Annotated in this window: 12 protein-coding genes and 1 pseudogene; 3 read left to right on the top strand and 10 right to left on the bottom strand. The window is 64.7% G+C overall.

Going from position 1 to position 15,073, the window contains the following annotated elements; translation table 11 throughout:
- Positions 1 to 172: 172 nt before the first annotated feature.
- From A4U64_RS03295 to A4U64_RS29145, 3 genes and pseudogenes are all read left to right on the top strand, one after another.
- A complete protein-coding gene (locus A4U64_RS03295) occupies positions 173 to 772 on the top strand; it encodes a hypothetical protein (RefSeq protein WP_065922164.1) in 600 nt (199 codons plus the stop codon).
- Positions 773 to 779: 7 nt separating this feature from the next.
- Entirely contained in the window at positions 780 to 1,424 is a 645-nt protein-coding gene (locus tag A4U64_RS03290; protein ID WP_202916754.1) for an RES family NAD+ phosphorylase, read from the top strand.
- A gap of 287 nt (positions 1,425 to 1,711) precedes the next feature.
- Positions 1,712 to 1,828: pseudogene (locus A4U64_RS29145) on the top strand (type II toxin-antitoxin system RelE/ParE family toxin); the annotation flags it as partial.
- A gap of 145 nt (positions 1,829 to 1,973) precedes the next feature.
- Here A4U64_RS29145 and A4U64_RS27580 read toward each other — a convergent pair.
- From A4U64_RS27580 to A4U64_RS03245, 10 genes are all read right to left on the bottom strand, one after another.
- Complete coding sequence (locus tag A4U64_RS27580; protein WP_198163384.1) at positions 1,974 to 4,571, bottom strand: ATP-binding cassette domain-containing protein; 2,598 nt, start codon at positions 4,569 to 4,571, stop codon at positions 1,974 to 1,976.
- Between the two features lie 130 nt (positions 4,572 to 4,701).
- Positions 4,702 to 5,580: a branched-chain amino acid ABC transporter permease gene (locus A4U64_RS03280; protein ID WP_065922162.1), complete on the bottom strand. Its 879-nt coding sequence runs from the start codon at positions 5,578 to 5,580 to the stop codon at positions 4,702 to 4,704.
- Between the two features lie 28 nt (positions 5,581 to 5,608).
- Positions 5,609 to 6,799, bottom strand: coding sequence for an ABC transporter substrate-binding protein (locus A4U64_RS03275; RefSeq protein WP_065922161.1), 1,191 nt, complete (start codon positions 6,797 to 6,799; stop codon positions 5,609 to 5,611).
- A 160-nt stretch (positions 6,800 to 6,959) separates the two neighbouring features.
- Positions 6,960 to 7,718 carry a class II aldolase/adducin family protein gene (locus A4U64_RS03270; protein WP_065922160.1) on the bottom strand — a complete coding sequence of 253 codons (759 nt, stop codon included), beginning with the start codon at positions 7,716 to 7,718 and terminating at the stop codon, positions 6,960 to 6,962.
- 53 nt (positions 7,719 to 7,771) lie between these two features.
- Positions 7,772 to 9,037, bottom strand: coding sequence for an amidohydrolase family protein (locus A4U64_RS03265; protein WP_065922159.1), 1,266 nt, complete (start codon positions 9,035 to 9,037; stop codon positions 7,772 to 7,774).
- A gap of 256 nt (positions 9,038 to 9,293) precedes the next feature.
- The gene (locus A4U64_RS28135; RefSeq protein WP_157127560.1) at positions 9,294 to 9,533 is read right to left on the bottom strand and encodes a hypothetical protein; all 240 of its coding nucleotides are present in this window, start codon (positions 9,531 to 9,533) and stop codon (positions 9,294 to 9,296) included.
- Between the two features lie 42 nt (positions 9,534 to 9,575).
- Positions 9,576 to 11,369, bottom strand: a complete 1,794-nt coding sequence (locus A4U64_RS03260) for a CoA-transferase (RefSeq protein ID WP_198163382.1) — start codon at positions 11,367 to 11,369, stop codon at positions 9,576 to 9,578.
- Between the two features lie 30 nt (positions 11,370 to 11,399).
- Positions 11,400 to 12,398: a PDR/VanB family oxidoreductase gene (locus tag A4U64_RS03255; RefSeq protein WP_065922157.1), complete on the bottom strand. Its 999-nt coding sequence runs from the start codon at positions 12,396 to 12,398 to the stop codon at positions 11,400 to 11,402.
- Positions 12,399 to 12,517: 119 nt separating this feature from the next.
- Positions 12,518 to 13,984 (bottom strand): aldehyde dehydrogenase family protein, encoded by a 1,467-nt coding sequence (locus A4U64_RS03250; protein ID WP_084648589.1) that lies wholly within the window; start codon positions 13,982 to 13,984, stop codon positions 12,518 to 12,520.
- Positions 13,981 to 15,069, bottom strand: coding sequence for an alcohol dehydrogenase catalytic domain-containing protein (locus tag A4U64_RS03245; RefSeq protein ID WP_065922156.1), 1,089 nt, complete (start codon positions 15,067 to 15,069; stop codon positions 13,981 to 13,983). The genes A4U64_RS03250 and A4U64_RS03245 overlap by 4 nt, the downstream gene beginning before the upstream one ends.
- Positions 15,070 to 15,073: the final 4 nt, after the last annotated feature.

Here is a 15,073-nt window from a genome sequence, read left to right as displayed (position 1 = left end):
CCTCGACTGGGTGGTTCGGCGCGGCGGTCGCGACAAGGACCATGCTGCTCTTCCACCTGCGTCGACCTGTGCGGATCCGCGGGCGGCGATGCCGTGCCGGGCCCGGACAACTCCCACACTCCCCTCACTAACAGGACGATATACTGTTAGTGACTGTTAGGAGGTGGTGGGAATGACCGATGTGGAGGACCGCTACCTGGCCGGTGAGGTCGACTTCGAAAGCGCCGCCGCCGATGCGCTCGACACTCCGAGTATCGATCGCCGCGATCTGCTGCCCCTGCTGCACGCGCTGCGGGCCGCCACACACCCCGCCGCGTCCCTGGCCGCCCACGAAGCCGACCTCCTCGACGCGGGCGGCGCACCCGAATCCCCTCTCGCCCTGGCCACCGCCGTCGCCGACCGGACCGCACGGATGCGTCGCCTGCTCGACAGCGCCCTGACCGTCGAGCAGGCCGCCGAACGACTCGGCGGGGTCGGCGCCTCCCGCGTCCGACAACGCGTCGGCGACCGCAGTCTGTGGGCGATCAAGCGAGCGAACCGGCTGCTGCTCCCCGACGTACAGTTCACCGACGACGGCCAGGTGCCCGGCCTCGACGCCGTTCTGCGGGCCCTGCCCGAAAACATGCAGCCCCTGTCGATCCACGGTCTGCTGACGACGCCGCAACTGTCCCTTGTCGTCGACGGTGCCCCGAACTCGGTCCTCGACTGGCTGCTCACCGGCGGCACGGTCGAGGACGCCCTGTCGGTCGTCGACCAGTACCTGGCGGCCTGAGCCGCCGATGCCCCCAGCACTACCCCACCCGCCGGGTGTGGAGGCGATCCGCGCGGCCGGAATCACATCCGACGAATACCTGACCCTAGACACCTACACCCTTCTTTGGCGGGTGCACCCCACCCGCGGCGAACACGTCCTGCCGTGGAACACCCTGCGCACCTTCGGTCCGGTCCTGCGGTGCGACCCGCACCCGATGCCGCGCCGGGACCACGCCCGCCACGGGGTCTGGTACGGCGCCGCCGATGTGCCCGGTGCGTTGGCCGAGGCGTTCCAGACCACCCGGGTGATCGATACCCGCACCCGTGTGCCCTACCTGACCGCGGTGCGGTTCACCCGGCCCCTGCATCTCCTCGACGTCGCCGTCCACGGGCCCGGCCGATGGCCGACGCGCGTCGGAGCGAACTTCGCGCTCTCGACCGCGGCACACGGCATCGCCCAGCACTGGGCACGCACCATCCGCGCCGCCCACCCGGATCTCGACGGGCTCGCCTACCGAGGCCGATTCGCCGGTGGACTGTGCGTCGCCCTCTTCACGCCCGCCGCCCAGGCGTTCCCGGATCGGCCCGAGATGACCCTTCCCCTCGACCACCCGGGATTCGCATCACGGTTGGCCGGAGCTGCCGACCTAATCGGCTACGCGATCGAATAACCGCCCGATCACTCGAGTGCTGCGCCCACCCGCCCTCGGACAGGAGTATCCCTGGGAGACAGAGGGTTACCCCCAGGGATACAGCGGACAGGCAGAGGGAGTATCAGACCTTGCGGCGATCGCGGTCCCCTCACCAGTCATCGCAATCGTCCTGAAAACTCGTCGAGCTGTCGAACGAACACCTCACCCTTCCCGAGCTCAGTACCGTCGACGATCGGCACCTCCCGCCCGGCCACCCGGTAGACGTAGGGCGAGCACTGGCTCTGCGTGGGTGTTCGCACCACAATCTCCTGGTCCCCGACGCGGCCACCGACGTCAACGACCTACGAGTACCGCCAGGTAACCGCCTGGAGGAGCTTTCCGGCGACCGGGCAGGACAGTACAGCGTGCGGATCAACTACCAGGTCACAGAGGTGAGTCATCATTCACTCCGAAAACGCGCGCTAATTCAGTCGGCCTCACCCAGCGCTGCCTACAGAGGCCGACGACGGCAAATCGGCAGGTGGACAGACCCGCCCCCTTCGGAAACGACGCCTACCGGTATTGAGGTTAGAAATAGACATCCTGCAACTGGTGAATCGATCCGGCGTCTCCCTCGAGTTCGACGACAGACCCATCCCTCAGGACGTACAACCGATCACAGACACTCGAAAGCGTCTGAATATTCTGATCGACGACAAGCACACCCTCACCGTTTTCGCGGGCCAGGTCCGACAACACCTGTAGCGCTTCGCTTGTCGCCTTGGGCGATAGCCCCAGACTGAGTTCGTCCACCATCAGAATGGAAGGTTCGGCGGCAAGTCCCCGGGCTATCGCCAGCATCTGTTGTTGACCGCCGCTCAATAGCCCTGCGGGGCGGTCCAACAGGGACCTGAGCCCCGGGAACCGGTCCAAAATCTGATCTAGGTCCTCATTCGTCAATTTGTGGCCGACCGCCAAGGCCCCGACCTGCAGATTGGCCAGCGCAGAAAGCGATCCGACTACGCCCCGGCCCTCGGGTACATGGATCAACCCAGATCTGGCCGCCGCCACTGGCGACGAAGGAACCGGCATCGAATCCATGGTGACAAGACCCTCTCCGCGGGGGATCACCCCGGACAGAGCGCGTAGTAGTGTCGTCTTTCCCGCGCCATTCCTGCCTGTAAGGCCGACGAGTTCTCCGCGGGAGACATGCAGGGAAACCTTGTCGAGAACGCGCGTGGGTCCGTATCCGACGGTCAGGTCGGTAATTGCCAAGCCTTGTGACGACAGATTCACGCTGAGCGATTCCGCCTGAGGAATCTTCGAGGAAGATAGGGCGCCAACTGACTCAGCCACGCGGACCGCGGTTGACTGGACTGGGTTGGAGTCCGATTCACGCTCCGGGTCCGGCAGTTCGACCGGCTTGCCGACGAAGGCTTCCAGTACCCGCTCGTCGCGCGTGACGTGGTTTGGTTCTCCGGAGGCCAAAACCTCCCCGCCGTCCAGAACCGTGACGGTATCGGCTACTCGCCGCACGAACGCAATATGGTGGGCGACGAGTAGAATCGTGACTCTCCCACTGCTGCGTAGTTTTCGAATCGCATTCTCCACACAGTGGATCTCATGTTCACCCAGTCCGGCTGTGGGTTCGTCGAGCAACAAGACCTTCGGCTCCGACACAAAGGACCTGGCCAGGTCGACCAGTTTCCTGTCAGCCAGAGAGATTTCATCTGCCCTCTTGTTCCACACAGACTCGGACACGCCGACGAGAAACAAGGCCTCCTCGCACCTGGTTCGAATATCGGCATCCGTTTTTCGGCCGGGCGTCGGGCGCAACAGATCTACCAGCAGCCAGCGACGGTGCTGATGCAAAAGACCTAGGGCAACGTTCTCTACCGCGGACAAGTCATCAACGAGCGAGGGATTCTGAAAGGTGCGTCCGACTCCCGTCGCACGGATTTCTGGTGGCGACATCGTGGTGGTTTCGCGACCATTGATCCTGATCTCGCCACTTGTCGGTCGGAGCAGGCCGGTGACCGTGTTGATCAACGTTGTCTTACCGGCGCCGTTTGGACCGATCAAGGCATGGATCCGACCGTGCCCTACCGCGAGATCGACTCCATGAAGTACCTGCGCCCCATCAAAAGCGACACCAACGCCGGCAAGCTCGATCGCGGCGACCTCGGTCCTTGCAGTCGCGGTATCTTCCGCAGAATTCTGGCCCCGGCCCAGCGCCGTACGATCGAGATCCCGGGATGAGGGCTCGCCGGCGTCAGCGCTATCGAGATCGCCGGTCATGTCCACCGCAGTGCCGGAACGCTCGGGTGCTCGCCGCGCGACAGTGCCTTTCCCCCACAAGTGAACTCCACCACTCCACTTCGACAGCGCACCCAGAATCCCTGCCGGAGCCAGCACGACAAAGACAAGGAAGGTGATGCTTGCGTATAGGGCCTGGTTCTCAGGAGCGCCGTGAAACACGGCAGGCAACACTGCGAAGAACAGCCCACCGAGCAATGGGCCCGACAAGGTTCCTTGCCCACCCACGACAACCATCGCGACCAGCGTGATGGACGCCGCCACCCCGAACGAATCTGGGGTGATCACCGTAAGCCCTTGGGAGATCACAATTCCTGCCAACGCTGCACCGAGTCCTGTAAAGACAAACGCGGTCCATTTTGCGTGCTTGACCCTGACGCCCAGCAAGGAAGCAACCTGCTCGCTCGAGCGTATCAACCGTAGCTCGTGCCCGCGCCTTCCACCGCCGAAATTTGAGGACGTGAAGAGAACGAGCGCCAAGAAGCAGAGCGCAAGAAAATACAGCCCAGCGCCATTTCCGAGGTCGACGCCGAAAACGAGGAGCTCCGGAACCAGCAGACCAGACTGACTACCCGTAAGACTGACGAACGCACTCGACTGTAGGCCGGCCGCCACGACAAACGCCAGAAAGAACGTGGCCACTGCCGAACCGAAATGAGAAAGTTGAACCACTGCCAGCGCAATGATCCCGCATGCAACCAGGGTGACGCCAAGGCAGACAACGAGCGCCGGAAACGGAGACATCCCCGCGGTCCTCGTGACTGTCCAGGTATACGCGGCAACGGCGACCAAGGCACCATGGCCGAAGGAGATCTCGCCGAGGTGCCCCTGCCACAGGTTCATCCCGACGGCCACGGTGCCCCATGCCATACCGAGTATAAGAATGTACTGCCACGAGGGGTCACGAACGATCATCCCGAGGGCTGCAAGCGCTACAAGTGTCGCGGACAGGCCCCAGTACCGATAAGGGGACCTTCGCTGCTGTCGCGGTATCGATTGCTCAAACACGATGTACGCTCCGCTCTCCGAAAACTCCCTGGGGACGAATGACCAGGACGGTGATGAGTGCCACGAAGATGACGAGGTTGGCCGCGTCGGGCCCGAAGTAGGTTGCCACTACATTGCTGACGATACCCGCGCTGACGCCGCCGATGACCGCCCCGGTCAGGCTCGTGAGCCCGAAAGCGATCGCTGCCGTAAAGGCATAGAGCAAGTAGCCCTCGAGCATGAATGTCGAGACGTAGGCGTGGTTGGCAGCCAAGAGGCTTACGATTGCGGCCAAGAAGCTGCTGATCCCCCAAGCTATCGCGCACAATCGGTCGCTCCGGACGCCGAGCAACCTGACCGTTTCGCGGGATTCGGCTACCGCGCGAAGTAGCAGACCAGCGCCGGAGAATCTGAAGAAGAGACTGAAGCCACCGAGGAGAATCGCTGCCACGGCGACCGTTTCCATCAGGGAATAGTCGATGCGAACCCCAAGAATACCGACGCTGCCGGAGGTCACAAGCTGTGGAAACTGAAACGGTTGGCCGACTCCCTTCAATCGGTCTATGAATGCGGCCAGTACGAGCGACAGGGCCAGCGTTCTGATGATCACATTCGTCTTGTCCGCCCTCGGCTTGGGACGGATGACGGCGTAGAAGCTGACCACGCCCAAGACTGTGCTGAACAACAACCCCATCACGACGGCCACGACAAGGGAGGCGCCGAAATCGACCATTACAGTCAAGGCGACGAAGACAGCTGCCGTGCCCATCATTCCCTGGGCGAAATTTACTGTCGCGGTTGTCTTGAAAAGCACAACCATCGCAAAGGACATCAGGCCGTACAGCATGCCGACAGCGACGCCGCTCAGAACCGTCTCCAAGAACAGACTCATGACACCTCCAGTGACTATCGGGTAAGCATCACTGCAGAACCGGTACGCTGACCGATTCGACTGCCTCGTACACACCGTCCTTGACAGTGACCGCCGGCAATGACGTCAGGCCCATGTGCGAATCTCGAGAGAACGTTACGGGCGGGATGAGAGGACTGGTCTGATGGTCCCGCATGGAGGCAAACGCATCGGCCAGGCTCTCGCTGCTCGGGTTGGGTCCGGCCATCTCGAGTCCCGCGACCACCGTTTGCGCGATCGCGCACCCGAACGTGGTCACTGTGTCGACCTCCGCGCCGGGGTAGTACTTTTCCACCGCTTCCAGGCACTCGGCTGCGCTCGGGTCCGCAGGTGGCTTGGTAATTGCCAGGCTGAACAGTAGACCGTGCGCACTCGGTGGGGTCCCTTGCAAGAAGGTGTTACCAGGCAGCGAGCTCGTACCCAGGATCGCCTTCTTGGGCAGCGTGTCCTTACCAGCAAGGAAATTGACGATCTTGGTGGTTTCTGCGGGAGCAGACGTGAACACCACATAATCCGGTCGCGCCTCGGCGAGTTGAAGGGCTACCGGCGTCACGTCGGCGCCGAAAGGCACGATTGCCGTGCCGAGAAATGCGCCGCCACCATCGCGCACGGCTGTCTCGACCTTCGCAAGAATGGCATCGTTCTGGTCGGACACCGTGCGGACGAGGAAGACGCTGCCGGCGCCTGTCTTCTGGAAGGCGGCGGACACTACGGCATGCGCCTGGTCGGGAAAGGTGGGGACCAGCGCGAAGGCCTGCGGCACCACCGTGTTCACAAACGACGGACTCGACTTCGCCGGGAAGAGGAGAGGAACGCCCGCTTTGTCCAGAACCGGGACAATTGCATCGATCGAGCCCGAGCCCGAGCCACCGACGATCGCTATATTTTTGTCTGTGACGAGCTTTCGGACGTTCTGCACTGCGCGGGCCACATCGAGGCCGTCGTCGAGCAGGGTCAGTTCGATCTTCTTCCCGTTCACGCCCCCGGCGTCGTTGACTGCCCGAAAGATCGCCTGCTGGCCTTCACTCAGCGCCTTGCCATACCCCCCGGCCGGCCCGCTGATTCCACTCGTCTCACCGAGCCTGATGACATCGCTTTGCGACTCGGCGTTACTGGCAGCCCCGCAGCCGACGAGCGTGAGGGCGACCGCAGCGGCAGTGAGCCCGCAAGTAAGTCTACTGACGTGAAAGCGTGTGCGCATTACATCACCTTTCGTATTACATTCCGGAGGAATGAGAAATGTTCTTGCGTTGGGTGACCCTCTAGCGCAATGCGCAGACGGGTGGACGATTCGGCAGGCCGTAATCACCGACCGGCGCGTGGACGAATGACCTCGGGCACCGACATCGAAGTTCGGCGATCTACTCAGCCAGGTCGGGCTGCTCTCGCATGATTCGCGCAAGTATTGGCTGAAAATTGAACCAACCAGCACGCTGATCGTAGAGCGCGGCGACCTGCCGCGCAGTCCCGGCAGGAATCACGTCCGGCTTCCCGGCGGCGAGGGCGAGGAGCTGCGCCTGACAGGATCGTTCGAGGGAGATGAACCACCATGCGGCTTCGTCGACCGTTGCCCCGGCCGTAAGTATGCCGTGATTTTTGAGAATTGCAGCGCGATTCGCACCCAGACTGTCCGCGAGGGCACGACCTTCGTCGCCCTCCAGCACCACGCCATTGTACTGATCGAAAACGGAGTGCCTTTCGTAGAAGGCACACGCGTCCTGCGTGATGGGCTCCAACTTCCGGCCGAATGCGGACCAGGTTTTCCCATACAACGAGTGACTGTGGGCAACGCAGACCACATCAGGTCTCGCGTCGTGCACACTGGCATGTATCGTGATTGCTGCCGGATTGACGGGACCTACACCCTCGACCAATTGTCCGGTCCCATCGATAAGGCACAGGTCCGATGCGCGAATGTGGCCGAAGGACATCCCCCACGGGTTCACCCAGAGGTGATCGGTGTGCTCGGGATCGCGGGCAGTGATATGTCCGGTGACTCCGTCGTCGAATCCGAACGTGCTGAAGACCCTGAACGCTGCGGCAAGGCGCACTTTCCTGTGATTTCGTTCTTCAGCGACAGACTGAAATGTCGGCGGATTCGGCAGGTCGAGAGTGTGCATCGTTGACTGCTCCTGGAAGGGAGGAAGAGTGATGTCGCTTCCGATACTCGAGATCAGGAGTGGGCGATGTTCGAGGAATCGATCAGCGCCTGAGGAGGGAGAGGATGCTGGTAGAGCGCACTCGCATTCCGGAAGCAGAGCTTCTCGACCGTGCCGCGAGGCAGCGACTTCATGTCCCGACGGAACAGGTCCTGCGACTCCGGCCACGAGGAGTCGGCATGCGGATAATCCGTCTCGACCATGACTCTGTCGGCGCCGATGATGTCGAGCATCCGGAACGCCGCCGGATCTTCGATGGACGTAAACCAAAAGTTGCGTCGCAGGATGTCGACCGGGTTCGGATCCGACGGGCTCCACGTCTTCGAACTGGCAGCCTGTCGGTAGGAACGAGTGAGTCGCTCGATGATCATCGGCACCCATGAGACACCGGATTCGGAGAGTACGATCTTCAGCCGCGGAAACCGCAGAGGGATCCGAGAGAATATCCAATCGACCACTGCCTGAACGGAGTTCAACGGAAAAAGCGCAACCGTCACATCTGCAGGCGATGCCACGCTCGGTTGGCAAATCGACCCCGAGGACCCCACGTGCAGGTTGATCACGGTCTCGGTCTCTTCGCATGCACGAAAGAACGGATCCCAGTATTCGGAGTAGAGCGACGGAAGACCCAGCCCCTCGGGATTCTCCGAGAATGTCACCGACTGGAAGCCACGTTCCTTGTTGTTTCTCACCTCCGATCCCGCCACCTCCGGGTCGAGGAGCCAGGGCAATTGACAGGAGATGAATCGGTCCGGATAGGCCCCGCACCATTCTTCGAGCATCCAGTCGTTGTACGCCCGGACGGAAGCCAGACCAACCTCCCGATCGCGCATCCCGCTCAACCGCTTCCCGGCAAACCCCCAGATGAATGACGGAAAGTTCAGAGAGGCATACACCCCGTTGAGATCCATATCCTTTATCCGGGAATGAACATCCCACACCCCGGGGCGGAAATCTTCGTACTTCTGAGGTGCCAGACTCCACTCCTCGATCGGCCGACCGACCGCACCACACATCGTGAGACGCATGGGAACTCGGTCACCATCGATGTGCCAATACGGTATTCCGTCCTGATCCGGAACGACCGACGGAACAAGATCGCGATACCGCGAACTCGTTCGGCGGGTGAAGATGTCCGCCGGCTCGAGAACGTGATCGTCCACCGAGATGAGGGGACACCACAGATCCCCAGGCTGCGGATCCGGAAGAAAAGTGGGCTCCGACCGAACCAGTTCCCTCCCCTGACTTTCGACATCCGGGTTGTGAATATCGAGCGCCATTCATGACTCCATTCTGTCGACATGACGTTATGCACCGAAGAAAGTCTCGGATCCCCGAGGAACAACCGGACCGCGGTCGCGCTGCACCGCGCCGTCCACCAACGCGTCGGCTCGGACCGGCATCGACGGCGCATGGCTCGCCGGCAGGCATCGCTCGGAGCTCTACCCACCCGAGCAGCGTAGGTGTGATATCGATCGCATTTTACCCTGCCGATTGGAAGGTACACGATGTCACGAAACCGGTCAACGGAATGGATCAGCGAATACGCTGTGGTTCAACTGATTCCATCAGTTTATGAGCTCGCCTAGCGATATCTTTCCGTCCGGACGCGGTCGGCGAATCGGTTGCCCGCGCGGTGCGGAGGATCTCCCGCAGCCGGCGTTGATACCGGTCCACGGTCATCCCGAACGTGACAAACACCTCGTCCGGTGGCGCGCCCCCGAACGGTGCCCAGTTCGCCGCGAACTGTACGAGTTCTCGGTCCTCGCTGTTCATCCGACCCATCCTTGCGTTTTCGATCATCGGGCGAGTCCGCGCTCATCCGATCAGGTTGCCCTCCGGGTCGATGGCCCTGAGGTATTCGAGTTCCGCGGTGCACGGCGCCGCCAGCTGCTCGACGTCGGGCGCGAGCCGCACATCCCATCCGGTCGCCGCGCGCACGCGGGCCAGCGCCTCGTCGGCCCCGGCGGCGGCATCCTTGAACCACGCCGACAGCACGTACTCGCCGTCGCACTTACTCAGATGCCCGACGTCGGTGGCGATCACCGCGACATTCGCTCCGTGATAGCTGGTGAAATCGGCCATGCCCACGAATTTTCGAGAGTCGGCCGCGACGACGGCGACCGTCGGAACCCGCGACGCAATGTCGGTGCTCCCCCCGCCGCCGACAAGGAACTGTCCGGACGGCGTGCGATTACTGTTGGCATTCCCATCGCTGTCGAGTACCCCGGCCGACAGCACCGCGATCGTGGTGTCCGGGGTGGCCGGCAGCAGCATGCCGAGCACCTCCAGCGCGCTGCTGAGGTGACGCGCGGTGGGGAGGTTGCGGGTGTTCGAGAGCGTCGCGTCGTGCGGTCTGGGGATATAGCCGAGCACCCCGCTCTCGAAGACCAGGTCGACGACGTGCTCGTCGTCCAGCAGTGTCACCCGGCCCAGCGCAGCGGCGAGGTGCGACACGCCGGCGCCCGCCACCACGGTCCGGGTGCCGGACGCGCGCGCCAGGTTCGCCATGGCGCGGGCACCCGAGACGGCGAGGCGTTCGCCCAGGGTCACCGAGCCGGTCTCCGCGCGGGTCTGTTCGGCATCGAGTTCGTCGATCCGCCAGGACTCGTCGAGGTCCATCGCGATCAGGTGCTCGATGCGCTCACGACCGAGTTCGCCGAGGTAGTGTGCGCGGGTCGGCACGTCGATCCAGCGCCGGCTGAACTCCTCCGCCTCCTCGAAGGTCCGCAGGCACCCCAGTTCGGCAAGAAACCGGTAATCCTCGCCGTACCCGGCGGCGCCCTCTACCCGAATCGGGACCGGGGAAGCCGAGGGGTGCGCCCCGAACGGGACGTGCGCGACCCCGCGAACGCAGGCCGCAGGGACCCTCACGTGGCCCGCCCACCGCCGCAGATCAGCCGGCGACACGATGTGGTCGGCCGTCAGGATGACGCCCTTGCGCGCCGCATAGACGGTGTGGAGGTCTTCCGCGAACGGCGGGAACACCACGCCGTTGCCGTGCCAGTCCGCGACCGGGCAATGGATCAGCGCCACATCCGGACGCAGGGCCGGCATCACCGAGCAGTCCGACTCATCGAAGGGATTGACAATGTTGCGGACGGGCCGCGATCCGGGCACGACGGGCAGGTCTGTGCCGTCCATCGTCGTCGCGGGCACGAACGGCCATCCGAGCGCGCCGGCGAGCACCCGCTGGATCAGCGCCAGGATGGACCACTCCTCGACGACGAGCGCGCCGTCCCGGATGGCCTGCGCCAGGATCGTGTTCGGCCGCACCGCCGGATACGTGGTGGCGGCGAACGCGGTGACGAGCCGGTCCACGCCGCCGGAGGCGACGAGGAGGGCGACCTCCGCGCGCAGCGACGCGGAGATGACGGTCAGCCCGCGCAGTCGGCCCGATCTGACCTGCCGGAGCACCTCGAACAGCGACGCGTACGCGCGCGTCGAGAGCCACGGGAAATGGATCTGGTCTCCCGGCGCCACCACCTCACGCACGATCTCGTCGAGTGGCCGCACCCGGGCGGGTGCGGGCGCCGTCGCCCCTGCGTCGTACCGGAAGTCTGCCGCCGCGCCACGCGGGCGGCCGACCGCCGGAAATGTTATGGATTCCAAGATTATTCCCATCTGTAGGGGCGCGGCGAACTACAGGTCGAGGACCAGACGCGGGGACCTCGAGCGACCCACGCAGATCATCATCCGGTCACCGCATTCGCGCTCGCGGTCGGACAGCAGTAGGTCGTGGTGCTCAGGCTCGCCCTCGAGTACCCGCACCTCGCAGGCTCCGCAGAAGCCCTCCTCACAATCGGACAGGAAGTCCGGGACAGAGTCCCGGACGACGTCGAGCAGAGTTCGATCGGGCGGCACGTCCAACACCGCGCCGGTACGACGCAGTTCGACCTCGAACCCCGTGCCAGCGCTCTCGGCCGGGGGCCTCTCGCTGCACTGACTGCTCGACGCCGCACCGAAGCGCTCAACATGCAGGGCGTCCGGCGCGAATCGGGAATCGACCTGCTCCTCGGTCGCCCGGATCAGACCCTCGGGCCCACAGCAGTAGACGACGCAGTCGCCAGGGACCGCGGCGAGCACCGCGTCCAGATCGAGCATCCCGTGCGAGTCTTGGGGGACGACGTCGACGTTCCCCCCACCGAGGCGGTCCAGTTCGCCGAGGAAGGCCATCGACGACCGGCTGCGCCCGCCGTAGACCAGTCGCCACGGCACCCCCCGTCGCCGCACCTCGCGGACCATCGCGAGCATCGGCGTGATGCCGATCCCCCCGGCCACGAACAGGTAGGAGGGGGCGTCGACCAGGGGAAAGTGGTTGCGCGGTCCGCGCACCGACATCGTCCGGCCGACCAGCGCGCTGTCGTGGATCTCCCGTGAGCCGCCACGGCCGTGCTCCTCGCGCAGCACCGCCACCGTGTAGGCAGCGCGGTCGTCGGGATCCCCGCACAGCGAGTACTGCCGCACCTTGCCCGAGGGCAGGATGAGGTCCAGGTGGGCACCGGGCGCCCACGTCGGCAGCTCGGAGCCGTTCGTATCGATCAGCCGGATCGAGACGACGCCGTCCGCCTCCCACGTCACCTGCTGCACCAACAGCTCGTACATCCGTTGCGGATCAGCGTCGAGGTCAGAGTGTGCCATGCCATGTCATCCGTTCGAATGTGTTCGTCGTTCATAATCCGAAAGCCGCCAGGATCGGGTCGGTTGCGGCGGCGCCGGACCGAACGCCTCGGCGCCGCCGTGCCCGTCCGGGCGCGGGTCTATCCGAGGATCTGTCGATCGCTGATCTGTTGGGTCCAGGTGAACTCCAGCAGGCCTTCCATGCCCATCTCGCGCCCGTAGCCACTGGCCTTCACCCCGCCGAACGGCGCGCCCGGATCGAACGCTGCCATGCCGTGCTTGTTGATGAAGGTCACGCCTGCATCGATCTCGCCGGCCATGTTCCAGGCGCGGCTCGGATCCGCCGTCCAGATGCTGGAGGTCAGACCGTACGGGGTCGAGTTCACGAGCGAGATCGCCTCGCTCTCGGTTCGGAAACCGAGGATCGGCAGCGCAGGGCCGAATTGTTCCTCGGTGACGATGCGCTCCTGCGCCGCGACGCCCGTCACCAGTGTCGGCAGGTGGAAGTACCCGCCCTCCCACGACGCCGTGTCGCGCGCACGACCGAAGGACTTCACCTGGGCACCAGAGGATTCCGCCTCCGCGAGCAGAGCGGTGAACCGCTTGAGCTGCCGCTCGTTGGCGAGCGGACCCATCGTCACCTCAGGATCCAGCCCGTCACCGACCACGAACTCCTGCAGTGCCTCGCCGAGACGGGAGGTCACCTCCTCGAGCAGCGTCTCGTGCACGTACAGCCGCTTGACTGCGAAGCAGACCTGCCCGGAGGTGACGGTGAAAGCCGAAACCAGCTTCCGGATCAGCTCGTCGTCGACGACCACGTCGTCGAGCAGCACGGCAGGATCGTTGCCACCCAACTCGAACACTCCCCGGCGCAGCCGCGATCCGAGGGCTTGGGCGACCGCCCGGCCGGCCTCGGGCCCACCGGTGAACGCGATCATGTCGATGTCGGGATGCGCACTCAACGCGGCCCCCACCCGGTCGCCGGTCCCGGTGACGACGTTCACCACGCCGGCGGGCAGCGCCGCACCGATCGCCTCGATCGCCTTGAGAACCCCCAGCGAGGCGAACGGAGACGGTACGGCGACGATCGTGTTACCCGCGAGCAGGGCCGGGCCGAGTTTGACGCCGAGCAGCGCGATCGGCCAGTTCCACGGGACGATCGCCCCCACGACCCCGACCGGTCGGCGTCTGACCTCGAGCCGCCCGGTGTCGTCGACGCGGCTGTCCGTCAGGATCGCGGCCAGATCGTCGAGGTTGTCGAGGTAGTGCTTCCATCCCCATGGAGGGGACTGGAAGTCCATGATCGATTCCGCCAGGATCTTGCCCATCTCGCGGGTCAGGACCTCCGGGCCCGAGGGATCGATCGCCGTCAGTCGCGCACCGGCATCGGCCACCATGGCGGCCCGCTCGACGAGCGGTAGCCGCGCCCAGTCGCGCTGCGCCGCCTTTGCGGCGGCGACGGCGAGGTCGACGTCGGCATGTGCCCCGTCGGGGATCGACCCCGCGAGTTCCGTGACGCGGGCGGGGTTGACCACGTCGATCCGTCCGCCGGACGTCGAGTCGCGCCACCGGCCGTCGACGTACATCTGCATGTCGAGTCCGTTCACAGCAACACCACGCCCTTCGTGATCTCGTTGGCGGCCAGTTGGCCGAGGGCCTTGGGGACGTCGTCGAGCCCGTAGGTCGCGTCGATGACCGAGTCCAGCGGCAGTCGGCCGTCCATGTAGAGGTCGACGAACGCGGGGATGTCCCGCTGCGGAATGATCGATCCTGCGTACGTACCCGTCAGTTGCTTCTGCATCAGGAACGCGAACAGGTCGGACGTGACGGTCACCGACGCATCCATGACACCGATGGCCACTGCGAGCCCGCCGGGCCGGATGCCCTGCAGCGCCGTCTCCAGCGTGCCCTGCGCGCCCACCGCGTCGAATCCGTAATCCGCGCCCCTGCCGTCGGTGAGGTCGCGGATGGCTACCACGGCCTCCGGTCCCGATACGGAGATCGTGTGCGAGGCGAGACCGAGTTCGCGAGCCCGCGCGAGCTTGTGCTCGGCGAGATCCACGGCGATGACAGAGGTCGCACCCATCGCCCGCGCACCCATCATCGCGGCGAGGCCGACGCCGCCGGCGCCGATCACGACGACGTTGCTGCCGGGTCGCACTTCCGCGCGGACGATCGCCGCCCCCAGGCCCGTCGACCACGCGCAGCCCAGGCCGGCGAGCTTCTCGAGCGGCGCGTCGGGTCGGATCTTCACCGCCGCCGATGCCGGCACCACCGCATACTCGGCGAACGAACCCTGGCAGAAGAGGGTGTGCACGTCCTCGTCGCGCGAGCGCAACCTGGTGGTGCCGTCGAGCATGGTGCCGGAGAAGCCGACGGCGCGTTCGCAGAGCGCGTACTCGCCTCGCAGACACTGGTAGCACGCGTGGCATGAGGTGATGATCGAGCAGAGCACGTGGTCTCCGACCGCGAGTTGCTCGACGCCCGGTCCGACCTCGTCGACGATGCCCGCTCCCTCGTGGCCGAGGACGATCGGGCGCGGTGACGGCAGATGCCCGGCCAGGACCGAGACGTCGGTGTGGCAGATGCCCGAACTCACCAGGCGAACGCGCACCTCCCCGGCCCGGGGCCGGGGATCCGGCAGCTCCTCGATCTCGATCTGGCCGACTCTGCGGCTGACTGCGGCTCTCACATGA

This window comes from Rhodococcus sp. WB1 (assembly GCF_001700945.1).
GTDB lineage: Bacteria > Actinomycetota > Actinomycetes > Mycobacteriales > Mycobacteriaceae > Rhodococcus > Rhodococcus aetherivorans.
This window is presented reverse-complemented; position numbering and strand designations above follow the sequence as displayed.